Here is a 16,808-nt window from a genome sequence, read left to right on the forward strand (position 1 = left end):
TCGAATCGATCCGTCGCTTGACGGAATCAGGATCGGGACAAATGACATTCACCAAAAGACGAGCGTTCCACATCGGTGGCGCAAGCTGGCTATTCCTTTGTGCGGTCGGCAGCGGCGCGATGGCCCAGGACGCGGCTTCGCCATCCTCCTCGACACAACTGCCGGAAATCACCGTGACGGCGCCAAGCCCGATCGTGCGGAGAAACGTGACCCCGGCGCGAAAGCCGGCGCGCGTCGCCCGCGGCGTGCCCGGCCGCAATCGCGAGCGCGATAACGAGCCGCAACCGGTCCCCGTCGCCGCCACGCCCCAACAGGGCGTGCTGCCGGTCGTGACTGATCAGTTCGCAACCGTCACCGTCATGCCCAACGAGGAAATCCGCCGGCAGGGCGGTGGCACGCTCGGCGATCTCCTGTTCTCCAAGCCCGGGATCACCGGCTCGAGCTTTGCACCCGGAGCGTCAAGCCGGCCGATCATCAGGGGTCTCGACGTCAATCGCGTCGGCATCGTCGAGAACGGGATCGGCAGCAACGGCGCGTCGGATCTCGGCGAAGATCACTTCGTGCCGATCGATCCGCTTTCGACCAATCAGATCGAGGTCATCCGCGGTCCGGCAACCCTGCGTTACGGGTCCACGGCGATCGGCGGCGTTGTCAGCGCCACCAACAACCGCATTCCGGACGCCTTGCCCACCTGCGCGGCACCCCCGTTTCAGACCTATGGGCTTCCGGTGAAGGCCCCGCTCGCCAATGCCGCATCGCCGGGGTGCCTGAACGTCGAGACCCGCACCGCGGTCAATTCGGTCGATCGCGGCGTCGAAGGCGGAATTCTGCTCGACGCCGGCGGCAGCAATTTCGCCATTCATGCCGACGCCTACGGACGAAAGTCGGGCGATTACAGCATTCCGAGCTATCCTTATCTGTTCGACCAGACCCGGCCGGTCGATGGACGCCAGCCGAATTCCTCGGCGCAGGCCACCGGCGCATCGATCGGCGGTTCGTATTTCTTCCATGGCGGATTCATCGGAGCGGCCGTCACGCAGAACGACACGCTCTATCACATACCCGGCATCGACGGCGCCGATCACCAGACCCGGATCGACGCACGTCAAACCAAGTTCACGACCAAGGGCGAATACCGGCCGGACGCGGCGGCAATCGATGCGGTGCGTTTCTGGGCGGGCGCCACCGACTATAAGCACAATGAGATCGGCCTCGCCGACCCCGCCGATCTGACGACGCTTGGCGTGCGCCAGACCTTCACCAACAAGGAGCAGGAAGGCCGCGTCGAGGTACAGTTGGCACCGTTCAACGTCCGCTTCGCCGCCCTCACCACGGCTGTCGGCATCCAGGCGTCGCATCAGGAACTCACAGCACCGAGCCCGGATGATATCGGCAGTCCAGTGAACGGCTTGTGGGATCCCAACAAGAACACCAAGGTCGCCGGATACATCTTCAACGAGCTGAAATTCAGCGATGCGACAAAGGCGCAGATTGCCGGGCGTATCGAGCACGCCAACCTGACTGGAACGACGCCGGCTTTCATTCCCGATGAGTTCGACCTCAACGTCGATCCCGGTGCCATTGGCCCCGCCACGCCGCGCAACCTCAACTTCGCGCCGAAGAGCGGGAGTATCGGCCTGATCCAGAATCTTCCATGGAATCTGGTTGCGAGCATCACCGGCCAATATGTCGAGCGCGCCCCCAAACCCGCCGAGCTGTTTTCACGCGGCGGTCACGATGCGACCGTCACATTCGATATCGGCAATCCCAATCTGGGTATCGAGACCGCGAAATCCGTCGAAGTCGGTCTGCGACGGGCAACAGGCCCCTTGCGATTTGAAATCACCGGCTATTACACCAAGTTCAACGGCTTCATCTATCGGCGGCTGACCGGCAACACGTGCGAAGACGGTGTGTGCCAGGCGGGCCCGGGCCTCGAACTCAACCAGGCGATCTACTCCCAGCGCGACGCCACCTTCCGCGGCGGCGAATTCCAGTTTCAGTACGATGTGCTGCCGGTCTGGAACGGTCTGTTCGGAATCGAGGGACAATACGATATTGTCCGCGCGACCTTCGAGGACGGGACCAACGTACCGCGTATTCCGCCGCAGCGGCTCGGAGGCGGCCTGTTCTATCGCGACGCCAATTGGTTGATGCGGGTCAATCTGCTGCACGCCTTCGCGCAGAACGATATCGCCGTGATCGGCGAGACGCCGACGGCGGGATATAATCTGTTGAAGGCCGAGGTCAGTTACAGGACCAAGCTCGATGCGTCCTGGTTCGGCGCGCGGGAAATGACGGTTGGCCTCGTCGGCAACAACCTGTTGAACGAAAACATCCGCAACTCGGTGTCCTACTCCAAGGACGAAGTCCTGATGCCGGGCATCGGGGTGCGGGCGTTTGCGAATTTGAAGTTCTAGCAATCCCGCTGGAGCAGGGCGAGATCAGCGCGCCTTGCTCCAGTCCGGGCGGATCTCGCCGGAGACGCCATCGAAGGCGCCGTCGACGAGTTCGGCGACCAGGAGGCGGCTGTAATCGACCGGGCCGGGCATGGTCATCCGCCCCTTCGGCACGGCCTTGAAACCGACACGGCTGTAATAGGCCTCGTCGCCGACCAGAATGACCAGGCGATGGCCCTTTGCCTTGGCATCCGCAAGGGCGCGATCGAGCAGCATGCGTCCGACGCCGCGGCTGCGAAACGGCGGCTCGACCGTCAACGGCCCGAGCATCAAGGCGGGGGTATCGCCGATGCAAACCGGCAACTGGCGCACCGAGCCGACCATCAGCGTACCGATCCGTGCCGTGAACGACAGATCGAGCAGGTGATCGACGTGCTCGCGCAACCGGTAGGCACTCAGCACGAAGCGGCCGGGGCCAAAGGTGCGTTCGAGCAGGCGCTCGATCGCCTGCGCGTCCTTTGGCGTTTCGGGCAATATGGTGACGGAAAGTTCGCTCATGGTAAGGCGCGGGATAGCATCTGGCAGCGGCGCGGTCCATTGCCGCCAGCGCTAAACCATGCCTCATTTCTTGTTGATGGCCGGTTGCGACAGATAGGCCAGCAGTTTCATCTCGCGGCGGCCGCGCGTCACCGTATCCAGCACCAGCCCCGACGAAACCGACAGCACCGCCATAATCATCAGCCCCATCGACAATACCGCGGTCGGTAGTCGCGGAACGAGACCGTGCTCGAGATAGGTGATGATGACGGGGATCGCGAGGACGACGGAAATCACCATCAGCAACACGCCGATTGCGGTGAAGAACCGCAGCGGCTTTTCCGAGCGATAGAGTTTCAGGATGGTGCCGAGGATGCGGAAACCGTCGCGCCAGGTGTTCAGCTTGCTGAACGACCCCTCGGGCCGGGCGAAATAGGGTGTCTCGATTTCGGCCACCGGCAGCGCCAGTTCGAGCGCATGCACGCTGAGCTCGGTTTCGATCTCGAAGCCGTCCGACAACACCGGAAACGATTTGACGAAGCGGCGCGAGAACACGCGGTAGCCGGAGAGGATATCCTTGAAAGCCTGACCGAACACCATCGAAAGGAATCCGGTCAGCATCCAGTTGCCGGTGCGGTGACCGGGCCGGTAGGCGGCGGCCGATTGATCGACGCGAAAGCCCACCACCATGTCGAGGTGTTCGTTGACCAGGGCCTCGATCATGCGTGGGGCGCTGGGGGCGTCGTAGGTCGCGTCGCCGTCGACCAGCACGTAGATATCCGCTTCGACATCGGCAAACATCCGCCGGACCACGTGCCCCTTGCCCTGACGGCGTTCGCTGCGCACCTCCGCGCCGGCCGCCCGCGCCACTTCGACGGTGCGATCTCTTGAATTGTTGTCATAGACGAAGATTTCGGCCGCCGGCAGTACTTTGCGAAAATCGGCGACCACGGTCGCGACGGCCGCCTCCTCGTTGAAGCACGGCACCAGAACCGCAACTCGCAACGCTGGTGTCGTCATCGCGGACCTGCCGAATCAGGCCTGACCATGGATCGCCTATGCCGCTTCAGGGCCTCTTCCAGTTGAGGGAGGCCCGGCTCTGCGGCGGCCCTGCCGCGCAGATCGAGCGTTGCGAACAGCAGCGTCCACAGCGTGAGCATGTCGATCGGCATGATGTAATAGGGCGTGAAGATCGGATGCGTCATGAAGAAAATCAGGTTTACCACGAGATTGGCGGCCAGCACGATGGCCACCCGCCTCGCACCGCCGCGATTGAAACGCCAAAGCCAGGCGGTCCATGCCGCCGCGATCGCCAGCAAGGTGAACTGCACGTCCCTGAAATACTGCCAGAGGACGCTTGCATCCAGCTCGGGCGGCGCGAGATCCTGTCCGCCATAGGTCGTCGTGAACGGGCTTCCCGCATTGATTGCATTCGCCACCAGCGTCGGCGCCATCCCGATCAGGAACGCAACGCCGAATGCCGCCCCTTGCAGGAACGTCTCCCTGTTTCGCGCCAGCAGGAATGCGCCGGCGAGATACAGGCAATAGCCCGCCGACAGGAACAGGTTCGGCAGGCGCAAATTCGCGGACAGCCCGATCAGCAGCCCCACCAGCGCGAGCAGCACAAGCCGATGCCGCGATCCATCCTTCAACAGCTTCGCGGTGAGCCAGCCCGCGAGCGCGCAGATCATCATGGTCGGCGCTATCGAATAGCTCGCCTTGGTCGGATTGATCATCAAGTAGATCGCGACATCCCCGAAGACGGCCGCCAATGCGAGCGAATACCACGTTGATGCGCAGCTCAACGCAAGCAGCGCGAAACCGGTTACCACGATCGACGCCAGAACATAGAGCGGGATAACCTGAAAGCCTTCGGGGAACAGCGCCAGCGCAAACCCGGTCCCCGGCGGATATTGAATGACGGTTTTTTTCGTCTTCTCCATCCAGACGTGGCAGGGAGCCCGCGTCGCCACGTTCCACTCGGGATAGCCGATCGCCTTCAGCTTGTTGGCGAGATATTGGTCGTCCTCGCGCTTGATGTCGGTGTTGAGCCCGTCCAGGCCGAACAGCTTGAACAGATGCGCCTGCCGCAAATAGCAGATGTCGTCATAGACCCCGCGGCTTTCGCTCCAGCGCGAGATGGTCCAGATGTTGCTCGCCAGCACCACCAGGAAGGCGAAGCCGCAGAGAAGTTTAATCAGTTTCATCCTGTCCGGCCCCCGCCTCGACTGCTCCGCTTCTAGGGGCTGTGATGGCGGGACGCAACCGAGCGCCTGCGCAAAAATCAGCGCCAGGTCGCGGTCCGTGCCTTGAAATCCAGCACCTCGGCGATCCGAAGGCGCGTACCTCGGGTAGTGTCCGCCGGCAGTGCAGCCGCATCGTAGAACCCGCATTCCACGATTTCGCGGTTGGGCTCCGGCAGGCGGTCCTGCCGGAATTGCCTGACGACATAGACCGCGACATGGTCGCGGGGCGATACGTGGACGTTGAAAAACAGACCATGCAACGCCGGCTCGTCGGTGAGTTCGATCCGCCCCTCCTCCATGAGTTCGCGCCGCAATGCTTCGAGGAATGTCTCGCCGACCTCGACCCCGCCGCCCGGCAGATGCCAGCCGGAGATATAGCTGTGTTTGACCAGAAACACCCTGTTGCTGCCGTCGAGCACGACGCCGCGGACCCCGAGCGTCATGCCGCGGGCGATCCGCCAATAGAGATGCATTACCCGCCGCAGCTGCGGCTCGAAGCGTTTTCGAAGATTCTGCAGAGCGGTCACAAATACCTCAAATGCCGGACATCATGTTTGATCCTTGCGCAGATACCGCTGGCTTGCCAATACATTGCAGGGATTCTGGCAAGGATTCTGGCAAGGATTCCTGACGAGGTTGTTGATGGCCGCATTCACGCTGGCGCATTTGTCCGATCCGCACCTGCCGCCGCTGCCGGCGGCACGGCTGCGCGATCTCGCGGGCAAGCGCGCGCTCGGCTATCTCAACTGGACCCGCAACCGCCACAAATACCACCGCCGCGAGGTGCTCGACGCATTGGTCGCCGACATGCAGGTCCAGCAGCCTGACCATATCGCGGTCACCGGCGATCTGGTCAATCTCGCGCTGGAAGCCGAGTTCTCGCCGGCGCAGGCCTGGCTTGAAAGCGTCGGCGCGCCGCAGGAAGTCACGGTGATTCCCGGCAATCACGACGCCTATGTGCGCGCCACCAGGCATCGCTTCGCTGGAACGTTCGGCGACTATCTGCGCGGCGATGCCGGGCCCAACGGCGCGACGTTTCCGTTCGTGCGCCGGCGCGGCCCGCTGGCGCTGATCGGCGTATCCTCCGCGGTGCCGACGCTGCCGCTGATGGCCACCGGCAGGCTCGGGCGGACCCAGCTCGATGGACTGGATAGAATCCTGACGCAATTGTCGTCCGAACAGGCATTCCGGGTGTTGCTGGTCCACCATCCCCTGCATTCGGATTCCCGCATCAAGCGGCTGACGGATTCGCGGCAGCTCCGCGCGCTCTTGAAGCGCCATGGCGTGGAATTGGTGCTGCACGGGCACGACCATATTCATTCGACCATGTGGATCGAAGGCACTGACCGCCAGATTCCCGCGATCGGAGTGCCTTCGGCGTCGGCACTGGCGCACCGGCACTATCCCGCCGCGGCCTATAATCTGTTTTCGATCGAGCGCGACGGCGACCACTGGCGCTGCGTGCAGACCGTGCGCGGCTTTGGCGATGACAATGTCATACGGCAGTTGGCGCAAGTCAGGTTGTCGTAACCGGTTCAAGCAGGGTTAGTCCCCACCGCCACCGCCGCAACCGCCGCCGCCGCCATCTCCGCCACCACCCCCATCGCTAGCCCCGCCATCGCCGCCATGGCTGGCGTCGCCATCGCCGAAGCCAGACGACGAGCCATCGACCGACGAGTCCGCGAAATCACCACCGCAGTATGCGGTGCCGCTGCCGTTCTTGCGTAACTCCTCGCAGTCGGGATGATAGACAAAGCCGTTGGGGATCTTGAACTTGCTGTCGAGCGCAAATAACAGCGGCAGCCGGCTCGGCCTGACAGGATCGATACTCTCGTACTTGCAGCAGTACCACCAGACCCGCCGCAGGCCCTCGTTGCTCTTGCGATGCTCGCTCAGCACCACCGCCGGGGTGTGATGCAGGAAACCGCCGAACGCGCGGCGGCAAAACGCATCATACTCGCGCGTGTAGAGGATAAACTCGTGCCACAGATCGTCCGCGACTTGCGAGGGCATCGAGACGTAGCGCTTGCCGCTCATGAGATAGGCGAGGAAAAACTGCCGCAGGCCCCGCGAGACCAACGCGCTGTCCTTGCGCTGGAAGCCCGGGTAATGCTGCTCCAGCCGCTGCAGCAGCCCGCGCGGCCAGCGGAAGGTGCGGATATATTCGGCACGCCTCAGCGTCAGCCATTTGCCGTACAGGCTCGCGGCGATGACCAGGACGATCACCGCCACGATGGCGTTGCCGATGATGATGGCTGGCACGAGGTCCCCTTCAGGCTCCGCGCTAGAGGTTTCGCAGGCTCGCGAACAGCGCGACGCCGAACAGGGCGGCGGCGCCGAGCAGGAAGCCGAACACGAACATCCCGAGGCCGCCACGGCGCTTCGGCGGCTCTTCGGCTGATGGCTCGACCATCGGGGTCGCCACCATCGCATGCTCGCGCTCGATCATGCGGCGCGCGACATAGTCGGTGACGGCATCGACGATGACGGGCACGTCGTGGGATTCGGCGAGCACGATGCGGCCGAAGCGGGTGTCCTGCACGAAGCGGTAGATGCGCTTGTCGCGTCCCATCAGGATATGCGCGACCACGTCGATCCACAGCCGCGGGGTCTCGCCCTGGCTGACGCCGCGGTCGAACAGATCGACCTTTTCGGGGACCTGCGCGAACAAGGGATCGAGCGCCTCGTTCATGATCTCGAGCCGCGCGACTTCAGCATCGCGCAGTTCGACGACGACGCCGGTGCGGTCGGCGGCCTCGATCCGCGCCTTGCGCAGCGCGTCGCGCAGCCGCGTCGGTTGCGGTTCGGTGATGGCGGTACTCTGAACGTCTGACATCTTGCGGCCCGCCTTTGTCCTGAAGGGTTGGCGGGGGTTAACCTAGCAGTAACCATGTTTTGCGCAAAGCTCGTTTGTTCCCAATGACTTAGGTTTTGGTTGAAAAGCCTTGTTTCGGTTGAAAACGGCCGACGGCCCCACCCGGAGATCCGGATGGGGCCGTCCCACCTACGTTTTCCTTGGACGTTTCTTCTAGTCTATCGGCAGCAGCCGCTCAGGCCGAGACGCGGGAGGGCTCTTCGACGATCGAAAAGCGCACGCCGGCCTTGTGACGGTTCTCTTCCGAGACCGCGCGCCAGGCATCCTCTGCCTCTTTGCGGGTCTTGAAAGGTCCCTGTACCTGGGCCGAGCCTTCCACGAGCTTGTGGAAGTTCATCGAGCCGAACTCGCCGCCAATCACCCAGAAATTGCTCTTCGTCATGACTAGTCTCCTGCTTGTTACCGTTAGCCGAACTGGTTCATCGTGTTGTGGGCGCCGCCCGCCTTCAGAGCGGCTTCCCCGGCGAAATATTCCTTGTGCTCGTCACCGATATCGGAGCCGGCCATGTTCTGATGCTTGGCGCAGGCGATACCCTGACGGATCTCCTGGCGCTGAACATTCTTCACATAGCCCAGCATGCCCTGCTCGCCGAAATACTCCCTCGCGAGATTGTCAGTCGACAGAGCTGCCGTGTGATAGGTCGGCAACGTGATCAGATGATGGAAGATGCCGGCGCGCTTGGCTGAATCGGCCTGGAAGGTGCGGATGCGCTCGTCGGCTTCAATACCCAGCGGCGTATCGTCGTATTCCGGCTTCATCAGATCGGCGCGGTTGTACTTGCTGACATCCTTGCCGGCTTCCTTCATCGCGTCGTAGACCTGCCAACGGAAGTTGAGCGTCCAGTTGAACGACGGCGAGTTGTTGTAGGCCAGCTTCGCGTTCGGAACGACCTCGCGAATGCGGTCGACCATCTTGGCGATCTGCTCGATATGCGGCTTCTCGGTCTCGATCCACAACAGGTCGGCGCCGTTCTGCAGCGAGGTGATGCTGTCGAGCACGCAGCGATCTTCGCCCGTGCCGGCACGGAACTGATAGAGGTTGCTGGCAAGCCGCTTCGGACGCATCATCTTGCCGTTGCGGTTGATGATGACATCGCCGTTCCGGGCATTATCGGCCGTGATTTCCTCGCAATCCAGGAAGCTGTTGTACTGATCGCCGATGTCGCCGGGCTTGTGGCTGACAGCGATCTGCTGCGTGAGACCGGCACCCAGCGAGTCGGTGCGGGTCACGACGATGCCGTCTTCGACGCCGAGTTCAAGGAAGGCATGGCGGCAGGCACGAATTTTCGCCAGGAACACCTCGTGCGGCACAGTCACCTTGCCGTCCTGGTGGCCGCACTGCTTTTCGTCCGAGACCTGATTTTCGATCTGCAGCGCGCACGCACCTGCCTCAATCATCTTCTTTGCGAGCAGGTAGGTCGCCTCCGCATTGCCGAAACCGGCGTCGATGTCGGCGATCACAGGCACGACATGGGTCTGGAAGTTGTCGACCTTTTCGATCAGTTCCTTTTCCTTCGCCTTGTCGCCTGCCTTGCGGGCGGCGTCGATGGCGCGGAAGATATCGTTGAGCTCACGGGAGTCCGCCTGACGAAGGAAGGTGTAGAGCTCTTCGATCAGCGCCGGCACCGAAGTCTTCTCGTGCATCGACTGATCGGGCAGCGGTCCGAACTCGGAACGCAGCGCGGCGATCATCCAGCCGGACAGGTATAGATAGCGGCGATCGGTCCTGCCGCCGAAATGCTTCTTCACCGAGATCAGCTTCTGCTGCGCGATGAAGCCATGCCAGCAACCCAGCGACTGGGTGTACTTGGTAGGATCGGCGTCATAGGCAGCCATATCGCTGCGCATCAGCGCCGCGGTGTACCGGGCGATGTCCAGGCCGGTCCTGAAGCGGTTCTGCAGACGCATGCGCGCCACGGCTTCGGCGGTGACGCCGTTCCAGGTCGGCTGGGTCTCGAGCAGCGCCTTGGCAGCGCCAAGCTCGCTCGCGTAGGAAGCGGGTCCCTTGATCGCCTGGTCGATGCCACGTGGCTGATAGTTCATTTGCTTAATCCTTTCGGTGACGACTAATTTGCGGCATTCATCACTCTTTGCCGTAATCGACATTCATGACAGTGCATTGCAAAACGTACCGAGAGCTAAACGCCAAAATCCCGATTTCGTATAGATAGCTTGATTTTGAATGGTGATGTCATGTAACATCTATACTTGTCACAGATGTCATTTTGTCAATTTTGTCACAAAATCCGTCAGAAAGGCTGACATGGCGAGCGAGTCCGGAAAGAAGCTGTTTGTCGGTCCGCGGTTTCGCCGGATCCGCCAGCAGCTCGGCCTTTCGCAGACCCAGATGGCCGAGGGCCTGGAGATTTCTCCGAGCTATATCAACCTGATAGAGCGCAACCAGCGCCCGGTGACCGCGCAGCTGCTGCTCCGGCTGGCGGAGACCTATGACCTTGATTTGCGCGATCTCGCGACCGCCGACGAGGATCGTTTTTTCGCCGAACTGAACGAGATATTTTCCGATCCGCTGTTCCGGCAAATCGACCTGCCAAAACAGGAACTGCGCGATCTCGCTGAATTGTGCCCCGGTGTGACTCATTCCCTGCAACGGCTGTACGCCGCCTATACCGAGGCCCGCCGCGGCGAAACGCTGGTGGCGGCGCAAATGGCCGACCGCGACGAGGGAACCCGGTACGAGGCCAATCCGATCGAACGGGTGCGCGACCTGATCGAGGCCAACCGCAATTACTTCCCCGAACTCGAACAGGCCGCGGAAAGCCTGCGCGACGAACTGGGCGTGCCGTCCGAGGAATTGTTTGCGGCCCTCGCCGCGCGATTGCGTGAAAAGCATTCGATCGTCACCCGCATCATGCCTGTCGACGTGATGCGCGAGACGCTGCGGCGGTTCGACCGCCATCGCCGGCAGCTGCTGGTCTCCGAACTGGTCGACGGCCCCGGCCGGGCCTTCCAGCTCGCGCTGCAGATCGGGCTTGCTGAATGCAGCGCCAGCATCGATACCATCGTCAACCGCGCCGGCCCGCTCGACGACACGCCGCGAAGGCTCTACCGGATTACGCTGGCGAATTATTTCGCCGCCGCCACCATGATGCCCTATCAGGCGTTTCATTCCGCGGCCGAGGCGCTGAACTACGACGTTCACGTGCTGGCGCAGCGCTTCAATGCCGGTTTCGAGCAGGTCTGCCATCGCCTGACCACGCTGCAGCGGCCGAACGCGCGCGGCGTGCCGTTCTTCCTGCTGCGCGTCGACAATGCCGGCAATGTTTCCAAGCGGTTTTCCTCCGGCACGTTTCCGTTCTCGAAATTCGGCGGCACCTGCCCGCTGTGGAACGTGCACTCGACCTTCGACACGCCGGACCGGCTGCTCAAGCAGGTCATCGAATTGCCTGACGGCACGCGTTATTTCTCGATCGCGCAGATGGTGCGCCGGCCGGTGGCGCCGCACCCGCAGCCGCAGCCGCGCTTTGCGATCGGTTTGGGGTGCGAAATCCGCCATGCCGCAAAACTGGTTTATGCCGCCGGCATGGACCTGGAGAAAACCGAGGGTACGCCGATCGGGGTCAACTGCCGGCTCTGCGAGCGCGAGAACTGCAGCCAGCGCGCCGAGCCGCCGATCACGCGCACGCTGATCCTGGATGAGAACACGCGGCGCGTGTCGTCGTTTGCGTTCAGCAATGCGAGAGAGTTGTGAGTGTTGAAAATGTTTAGGGCCGTCATTCCGGGATGGTCCGAAGGACCAGACCCGGAATCTCGAGATTCCGGGTCTGGTGCTAGCGCACCATCCCGGAATGACGGAGTAGCCACAAATCCTCTGACCTGAGAGACAACCGAATGTTCGTTTCATTCTTCCCCCGCCCGAAAATCTTCTTCATCTCGGCGATCGTCTGGGCCGCGCTGGCGATGACGCTGTGGTACAGTTACGCCAACGAACTGTACGGGTCGTCAGCGCCTGTTGTCGGCGTCTCGACCTTCTGGTCAGTGCGTTCGCTGTGGTTCGATCTGTATTTCTGGGCGTTCGTCGGCATCTTCACAGCCTTCTGGATGTGGTTTTCGCCGCATCCCTGGGCGCTGTGGTCGATCCCGGGCTCGGCGCTGATCCTGTTCGCCACCTATTTCCAGGTCCAGGTCAGCGTCGCCATCAACACGTGGTACGGGCCGTTCTACGATCTGCTCCAGGCCGCGCTTTCGAAATCGAAGCCGGTCACTGTCGAACAGATCTACGGAGAATTTTCGACTTTTGCCGGCATCGCGCTGGTCGCCGTTACCGTCGGCGTACTGACGCGTTTCTTCGTTAGCCATTACATCTTCCGCTGGCGCACCGCGATGAACGATTTTTACATCGCCCACTGGCCGCGGCTGCGCACCATCGAAGGCGCCTCGCAACGCGTCCAGGAAGACACCATGCGGTTTGCGACCATCACCGAAGGCCTCGGCGTCAATTTCATCAGCGCGATCCTGACGCTGATCGCCTTCCTGCCGGTGCTGCTCAGGCTTTCCAGCATTATCACCGAGCTGCCTATCGTCGGTGCGATCCCCTATCCGCTGGTGATCGCCGCGATCGTGTGGTCGATCTTCGGAACCGGTTTGCTGGCGCTGATCGGCATCAAGCTGCCCGGCATCGAGTTCTTCAACCAGCGGGTTGAAGCCGCCTACCGCAAGGAGCTCGTGCTCGGCGAAGACGATCCGGCGCGCGCCGATCCGATGACGCTGAATGAGCTCTTCGTGCACATTCGCAAAAACTATTTCTGGTTCTATTTGAACTACCTGTACTTCAACGTCGGCCGCATCGTCTATTTGCAGACAGACGTCATCTTTCCCTACATCCTGCTGGCGCCGACGATCGTCGCCGGCAAGCTCACGCTGGGTCCGCTGCAGCAGATCCTGAATGCGTTCACTCAGGTGAGAAACTCGTTCCAGATACTGATCAACTCCTGGACCACGATCGTCGACCTGCTCTCGGTCTACAAGCGCCTGCGCGGCTTCGAAGCCATGATCGCCGGCGCCCCGCTGCCCGACATCGAGCACGTGAAGGAGCCCGCGGGGATTTGAGGGAGGTACTGGCAAAGTCTCAATTGTCGTCCCGGCGAACGCAGATGCGCAATTGCGCATCGGGGGACCCATACCGCGATCCCTCGATGAGGCTTCGCTAGCAGAGACCATTCGCAAAACTTCTTCCTGTGGTTATGGGTCCCGGGTCAAGCCCGGGACGACGGCGGTGTTTGTTGTTGCACCATCATTCACATTCAAACGCAGCTTCCCGTTCTCGCGGCGCATTGCGCCCGAGCTTTGCTGGAAACTTCTCGCCCTCATGAAATCAGAGGGCGCAGGGAATGCCGGATGCGCGCTGCACCCGCGGTCTCGTGTGCGGATTGTGCTAAGTAGGCTGCACACGAGCATACAGGGCAGCGGAGAGCATCCGACATTCCCTGCGCAATGGCTTTACGGCTTATGACGCGCTCTCCCCGGTGAGACGGCCTCTATTGCCACCGTCGCCCCTCGGAAGCGTTAGCTCCCGAAAGGCTTGACGCCGTTACGGGCGCCAGGACCACACGCTTTCACCGTACGCATCAGCCGCGACCGTCAATCGCAACGTCAGCGTCCACCGCAACCCGCCCCTCGTCGTGACAACGGCCGACGCCCCTCTGAGTGGGACGGGATGAGTGAGAATGTGCCGGTGATTTGGGTCGAAGGAAAGAGAAGTATTTTTGATTTTCAGAAATTTTGGACTTGACATGATTTCCGAAAAGCAGAACTGATTTGCCCGTCGGGCCGTTTTGTCGCACCTCGCCGTCATTCCCCGATGCGCAATTGCGCATCGGGGAATGACGGAAGGAGTCCGTAGCCCGGATGAGCAGCGCGATATCCGGGTCTCGTCTTTCCCGCATATCGCTACGCTCATGCGGGCTACTCGCTCGCTTTGCGCCGCTCAAATCGCGCGCCGGCGACCTGCAACCATGCTGTAGACAAGCAGGACAACAATGGCGCCCACGACCGCGCCGATCAGGCCGGCCCCCTCGCCGGGGCGATACCAGCCGAGTGCCTGGCCGAGAAACGTCGCAACGAACGCCCCGATGATGCCGAGTATCGTCGTGAGGATGAACCCCGAGGGCTCGTTGTCTCCGGGCATGATGAACTTCGCTATCACGCCGGCCACGAAACCAATAATAATCGTCCAGATAATGCCCATATCAAAATCCTCGGTTTGTGAGCGTCAGCTCGGAAGGCGCCCGTCGGGCGTATATTGATCAACGGCATTTGGCAGTTCTCGCGACAGCCTTGCCAGGAGTTCTTCCTGCGACAGGCCGGTTTGCTGTTCGAGTGCGGCCAGCACATCCGCGCCGATAGCCTGTTTCAGTTGCGGGGCAGGAAGCTCCTTGTTCGGTCCCTTCCCGACCCAGGACTCGGCAGCATCTCCCTGGCCGTTCTCCTTGAAGCGTTCGAGCAACTCACCCAGCCCGCCGCCCAGCAGTCCGCCGACACCGCCGCCGCCGAGAGCTCCGCCGAGATTGCCGAGCAAGCCGCCCAGGGGACCTTGCTGGTTGCCGGCGCCCGGCTGCGCGTTGCCGGTCGCGCCTTTCAGCATCTCGGCGATCTTGTCCCTGTTCTGGTAGCCCGCCAAAGCGAGCAAGCCCAATAGCGCTGTCATCGATGGCATCCCGCGGGACATGGTCGTCTCCTTCGTTGAATCACTGAATCACCGCGCCTGTAACGTGCCAGTTCCTGCCGGGTTCCATGCCAGCCGTCAGATGGCTTCGATTGTCGTCTGAGAGGATTTGTCCTTTCGCACAGCGGCAGCACTCACCGCCCCAAGAGCCCGCCAACGATCATACTGACCGGTCTGGTGGCGCCGAACGAAAGACGCATGACGTCGCGATGCGAGGAACCAAAGACATAACGGGAGATTAGGCCCGCTCCTGAAACTCTGGAGAAAATTATGAAACGCTCACTTCTTTTCGTTTGTATCGGATTGCTGGCGGCCACTGCGGCCTCGGCGCAAAATCCGCCGGCGCAGCCCGGACCAAACAACAACGCGGTCAACAGCGCCGGACAGAACAACTCCAACGCTCCTGTCGCGGGTCGCAATAGTTTCACCGAAGGACAAGCCAAGTCGAAAATCGAGGATGCCGGCTACACCAACGTCACCGAACTCAAGAAGGATGACAACGGCGTGTGGCGCGGCAAGGCCAGCAAGAGCGGGTCCGCTACTGCGGTGAGCGTCGATTTTCAAGGCAACGTCAATACTGCCAAGTAAGGAAAAATAAAAATGACCGTCACAATCTCTCGCCTCTACAACAATCACACTGACGCTCAGCAAGCTGTCCAGCGCCTCGAAACCGCAGGCGTGCCGCACTCGGACATCAGCCTGGTCGCCAATAATTCCGACGGCTGGTTCAACACCGACAAGAAGGTGGATCGTGACCACGATGGCACCGACGACCGCGCCGAAGGTGCCGGCACGGGCGCCGGCATCGGCGCCGGCGTCGGCGGCGCAGCCGGCCTGCTGGCCGGACTAGGCTTGCTGGCGATACCCGGACTGGGGCCCGTTGTTGCGGCCGGTTGGCTCGCCGCAACGGCGGTTGGCGCGGCCGCAGGCGCCGCTACCGGCGGTATCGTCGGCGCGCTCACGCAAGCCGGCGTTTCGGAAGCCGATGCTCACTCCTACGCCGAGGGCATTCGCCGAGGCGGCACGCTGGTTTCAGCACGCGTTGCCGATGCGGATCGTTCCCGCTTTGAGGCGGCATTGAACGAATCTGCCGTCAACCTGCGCGACCGCAGCGCCGCCTGGCAGAAGACCGGGTGGAAGTCGTTCGATCCCGCCAGCAAGCCCTACGGCGCCGAGGAAGTCCGCAAGGAGCGGCAGCTCTACGGCGGCGGACTTCGCTAAGCAAAGCATCAAGGCGGCCCGCCCCGGCGGGCCGCTTCTTTGCCGAGCATCGACACTCAGCGATGAGAGATCAGTCATCGACGCAGTTCGCGGTCGAACATATAGGCCTTTAACGGACATGTTTTTCTTCCCCTGGTATTCCGCCATGATGCTTGCCGTTGAAGCGGGCACCGTTATCGACAGGAGATTGTGGAAGATAGCCCAGGGCGGGGCCGAAGGGGCGGCCGAAAGTCATCTGATGGTCCAAGAGAAGGTCGATGCCTTGTTTCAGGCGGGGTCGGTTCTGTTGGCTGGAGGAAGCTCCGCTCAGGTTATCGACATGTATCGCAAGCATGTGGCTGCCAACGCGTTACGGCTGCAGCCGCTCCTCGCGGCGCAAATCAACAAACCGGAAGCAATACTTCCCTCCCAGGCGGACGAATTCTAATCGTCGTCCGCGGCCCAGGGAACGGTGCCGCTCTTCCACTTGCCTTCGACCTTGTCGGTATCCTCGATCAGTTGATCGATGACGCTGATCGGCTTCTTGCCCGGGTTCTTCTGGCAGAATTCGTAGATCAGCGGGAGGATCTTCTTTTCGTTCATCAAATAGAGGTCGACATACTGGCTGTCGCCCTCGAGCAATGCGATGTTGGCGGCGCTCATATAACCCTGGACCCAATAGAAGATCAGGGAGTTGGTCACATTGTTGAAGCCCTCTGCCGGATTCATGTCCTTGGCCAGCTTTTCGCAAGACGCGACGCCGATCCCGTTGGTCGCCAATTGTTGTGCGCCGGCCGGCGCGGCGAAGGTGAAGAAGCAAGCTGCAACGGCCGATAGTCCGTAAGAAATGCGATTGATAGCGCTCATGG

18 protein-coding genes are annotated in these 16,808 nt (G+C 61.7%); 7 read left to right on the plus strand and 11 right to left on the minus strand.

From position 1 onward, the window contains the following. The first annotated feature begins 41 nt into the window (after nt 1-41). The gene (locus JQ597_RS02325; RefSeq protein ID WP_212262528.1) at nt 42-2,420 is read left to right on the plus strand and encodes a TonB-dependent receptor; all 2,379 of its coding nucleotides are present in this window, start codon (nt 42-44) and stop codon (nt 2,418-2,420) included. A gap of 24 nt (nt 2,421-2,444) precedes the next feature. Here the strand turns inward: JQ597_RS02325 and JQ597_RS02330 are convergent, their stop codons facing one another. The 4 genes from JQ597_RS02330 to JQ597_RS02345 form a co-directional block, all read right to left on the minus strand. Next, nucleotides 2,445-2,957, minus strand: a complete 513-nt coding sequence (locus JQ597_RS02330; protein WP_212262531.1) for a GNAT family N-acetyltransferase — start codon at nt 2,955-2,957, stop codon at nt 2,445-2,447. A 63-nt stretch (nt 2,958-3,020) separates the two neighbouring features. Further along, nucleotides 3,021-3,956, minus strand: a complete 936-nt coding sequence (locus JQ597_RS02335; RefSeq protein WP_212262533.1) for a glycosyltransferase family 2 protein — start codon at nt 3,954-3,956, stop codon at nt 3,021-3,023. Further along, complete coding sequence (locus JQ597_RS02340) at nt 3,953-5,143, minus strand: hypothetical protein (protein WP_212262535.1); 1,191 nt, start codon at nt 5,141-5,143, stop codon at nt 3,953-3,955. Before JQ597_RS02340 ends, JQ597_RS02335 begins: the two co-directional genes overlap by 4 nt. Nucleotides 5,144-5,220: 77 nt before the next feature. After that, a complete protein-coding gene (locus JQ597_RS02345; RefSeq protein WP_349628770.1) occupies nt 5,221-5,709 on the minus strand; it encodes an NUDIX domain-containing protein in 489 nt (162 codons plus the stop codon). Between the two features lie 115 nt (nt 5,710-5,824). Between JQ597_RS02345 and JQ597_RS02350 the strand changes: the two genes are divergently transcribed. Beyond that, a complete protein-coding gene (locus JQ597_RS02350) occupies nt 5,825-6,712 on the plus strand; it encodes a metallophosphoesterase family protein (protein WP_212262537.1) in 888 nt (295 codons plus the stop codon). Nucleotides 6,713-6,727: 15 nt separating this feature from the next. Here the strand turns inward: JQ597_RS02350 and JQ597_RS02355 are convergent, their stop codons facing one another. The 4 genes from JQ597_RS02355 to JQ597_RS02370 all read right to left on the minus strand — a co-directional run bounded on the left by JQ597_RS02355 (nt 6,728) and on the right by JQ597_RS02370 (nt 10,100). Beyond that, nucleotides 6,728-7,444: a glycine-rich domain-containing protein gene (locus JQ597_RS02355; protein ID WP_212262539.1), complete on the minus strand. Its 717-nt coding sequence runs from the start codon at nt 7,442-7,444 to the stop codon at nt 6,728-6,730. Nucleotides 7,445-7,466: 22 nt separating this feature from the next. After that, the gene (locus tag JQ597_RS02360) at nt 7,467-8,018 is read right to left on the minus strand and encodes a hypothetical protein (RefSeq protein ID WP_212262541.1); all 552 of its coding nucleotides are present in this window, start codon (nt 8,016-8,018) and stop codon (nt 7,467-7,469) included. Nucleotides 8,019-8,232: 214 nt separating this feature from the next. After that, nucleotides 8,233-8,439: a DUF4170 domain-containing protein gene (locus JQ597_RS02365; protein WP_212033207.1), complete on the minus strand. Its 207-nt coding sequence runs from the start codon at nt 8,437-8,439 to the stop codon at nt 8,233-8,235. A gap of 23 nt (nt 8,440-8,462) precedes the next feature. Next, the gene (locus JQ597_RS02370; protein ID WP_212262543.1) at nt 8,463-10,100 is read right to left on the minus strand and encodes an isocitrate lyase; all 1,638 of its coding nucleotides are present in this window, start codon (nt 10,098-10,100) and stop codon (nt 8,463-8,465) included. A gap of 220 nt (nt 10,101-10,320) precedes the next feature. Here JQ597_RS02370 and JQ597_RS02375 point away from each other — a divergent pair, with 220 nt between their 5' ends. Both JQ597_RS02375 and sbmA read left to right on the plus strand, forming a co-directional pair. Then, nucleotides 10,321-11,766: a helix-turn-helix domain-containing protein gene (locus JQ597_RS02375; protein WP_212262545.1), complete on the plus strand. Its 1,446-nt coding sequence runs from the start codon at nt 10,321-10,323 to the stop codon at nt 11,764-11,766. A gap of 140 nt (nt 11,767-11,906) precedes the next feature. After that, nucleotides 11,907-13,124 (plus strand): peptide antibiotic transporter SbmA, encoded by a 1,218-nt coding sequence (sbmA, locus tag JQ597_RS02380; protein ID WP_212262547.1) that lies wholly within the window; start codon nt 11,907-11,909, stop codon nt 13,122-13,124. Nucleotides 13,125-14,001: 877 nt separating this feature from the next. On the opposite strand, the gene JQ597_RS02385 is transcribed toward sbmA, so the two are convergent. Both JQ597_RS02385 and JQ597_RS02390 read right to left on the minus strand, forming a co-directional pair. Then, complete coding sequence (locus JQ597_RS02385; protein WP_212262549.1) at nt 14,002-14,262, minus strand: GlsB/YeaQ/YmgE family stress response membrane protein; 261 nt, start codon at nt 14,260-14,262, stop codon at nt 14,002-14,004. A gap of 24 nt (nt 14,263-14,286) precedes the next feature. Continuing rightward, the gene (locus tag JQ597_RS02390) at nt 14,287-14,742 is read right to left on the minus strand and encodes a YidB family protein (protein ID WP_212262551.1); all 456 of its coding nucleotides are present in this window, start codon (nt 14,740-14,742) and stop codon (nt 14,287-14,289) included. Between the two features lie 267 nt (nt 14,743-15,009). Between JQ597_RS02390 and JQ597_RS02395 the strand changes: the two genes are divergently transcribed. The 3 genes from JQ597_RS02395 to JQ597_RS02405 all read left to right on the plus strand — a co-directional run bounded on the left by JQ597_RS02395 (nt 15,010) and on the right by JQ597_RS02405 (nt 16,387). Continuing rightward, nucleotides 15,010-15,327 carry a hypothetical protein gene (locus JQ597_RS02395; RefSeq protein ID WP_212262553.1) on the plus strand — a complete coding sequence of 106 codons (318 nt, stop codon included), beginning with the start codon at nt 15,010-15,012 and terminating at the stop codon, nt 15,325-15,327. A 12-nt stretch (nt 15,328-15,339) separates the two neighbouring features. Then, nucleotides 15,340-15,960, plus strand: a complete 621-nt coding sequence (locus JQ597_RS02400) for a hypothetical protein (RefSeq protein WP_212262555.1) — start codon at nt 15,340-15,342, stop codon at nt 15,958-15,960. A gap of 118 nt (nt 15,961-16,078) precedes the next feature. Then, nucleotides 16,079-16,387 carry a hypothetical protein gene (locus tag JQ597_RS02405; protein WP_249133494.1) on the plus strand — a complete coding sequence of 103 codons (309 nt, stop codon included), beginning with the start codon at nt 16,079-16,081 and terminating at the stop codon, nt 16,385-16,387. Here the strand turns inward: JQ597_RS02405 and JQ597_RS02410 are convergent. Further along, nucleotides 16,384-16,806, minus strand: coding sequence for a hypothetical protein (locus tag JQ597_RS02410; RefSeq protein WP_212262557.1), 423 nt, complete (start codon nt 16,804-16,806; stop codon nt 16,384-16,386). The genes JQ597_RS02405 and JQ597_RS02410 overlap by 4 nt on opposite strands. Nucleotides 16,807-16,808 lie beyond the last annotated feature (2 nt).

Source organism: Bradyrhizobium sp. AUGA SZCCT0177 (assembly GCF_018130125.1).
Classification (GTDB): Bacteria; Pseudomonadota; Alphaproteobacteria; order Rhizobiales; family Xanthobacteraceae; genus Bradyrhizobium.

What these genes read in the sequence shown, in the direction of transcription:
- JQ597_RS02325 (WP_212262528.1), top strand. Translation starts at nt 42, where the DNA reads ATGACATTCACCAAAAGACGAGCGTTCCACATCGGTGGCGCAAGCTGG.
- JQ597_RS02330 (WP_212262531.1), bottom strand. Translation starts at nt 2,957, where the DNA reads ATGAGCGAACTTTCCGTCACCATATTGCCCGAAACGCCAAAGGACGCG.
- JQ597_RS02335 (WP_212262533.1), bottom strand. Translation starts at nt 3,956, where the DNA reads ATGACGACACCAGCGTTGCGAGTTGCGGTTCTGGTGCCGTGCTTCAAC.
- JQ597_RS02340 (WP_212262535.1), bottom strand. Translation starts at nt 5,143, where the DNA reads ATGAAACTGATTAAACTTCTCTGCGGCTTCGCCTTCCTGGTGGTGCTG.
- JQ597_RS02350 (WP_212262537.1), top strand. Translation starts at nt 5,825, where the DNA reads ATGGCCGCATTCACGCTGGCGCATTTGTCCGATCCGCACCTGCCGCCG.
- JQ597_RS02360 (WP_212262541.1), bottom strand. Translation starts at nt 8,018, where the DNA reads ATGTCAGACGTTCAGAGTACCGCCATCACCGAACCGCAACCGACGCGG.
- JQ597_RS02365 (WP_212033207.1), bottom strand. Translation starts at nt 8,439, where the DNA reads ATGACGAAGAGCAATTTCTGGGTGATTGGCGGCGAGTTCGGCTCGATG.
- JQ597_RS02370 (WP_212262543.1), bottom strand. Translation starts at nt 10,100, where the DNA reads ATGAACTATCAGCCACGTGGCATCGACCAGGCGATCAAGGGACCCGCT.
- JQ597_RS02375 (WP_212262545.1), top strand. Translation starts at nt 10,321, where the DNA reads ATGGCGAGCGAGTCCGGAAAGAAGCTGTTTGTCGGTCCGCGGTTTCGC.
- sbmA (WP_212262547.1), top strand. Translation starts at nt 11,907, where the DNA reads ATGTTCGTTTCATTCTTCCCCCGCCCGAAAATCTTCTTCATCTCGGCG.
- JQ597_RS02385 (WP_212262549.1), bottom strand. Translation starts at nt 14,262, where the DNA reads ATGGGCATTATCTGGACGATTATTATTGGTTTCGTGGCCGGCGTGATA.
- JQ597_RS02390 (WP_212262551.1), bottom strand. Translation starts at nt 14,742, where the DNA reads ATGTCCCGCGGGATGCCATCGATGACAGCGCTATTGGGCTTGCTCGCT.
- JQ597_RS02395 (WP_212262553.1), top strand. Translation starts at nt 15,010, where the DNA reads ATGAAACGCTCACTTCTTTTCGTTTGTATCGGATTGCTGGCGGCCACT.
- JQ597_RS02400 (WP_212262555.1), top strand. Translation starts at nt 15,340, where the DNA reads ATGACCGTCACAATCTCTCGCCTCTACAACAATCACACTGACGCTCAG.
- JQ597_RS02405 (WP_249133494.1), top strand. Translation starts at nt 16,079, where the DNA reads ATGTTTTTCTTCCCCTGGTATTCCGCCATGATGCTTGCCGTTGAAGCG.
- JQ597_RS02410 (WP_212262557.1), bottom strand. Translation starts at nt 16,806, where the DNA reads ATGAGCGCTATCAATCGCATTTCTTACGGACTATCGGCCGTTGCAGCT.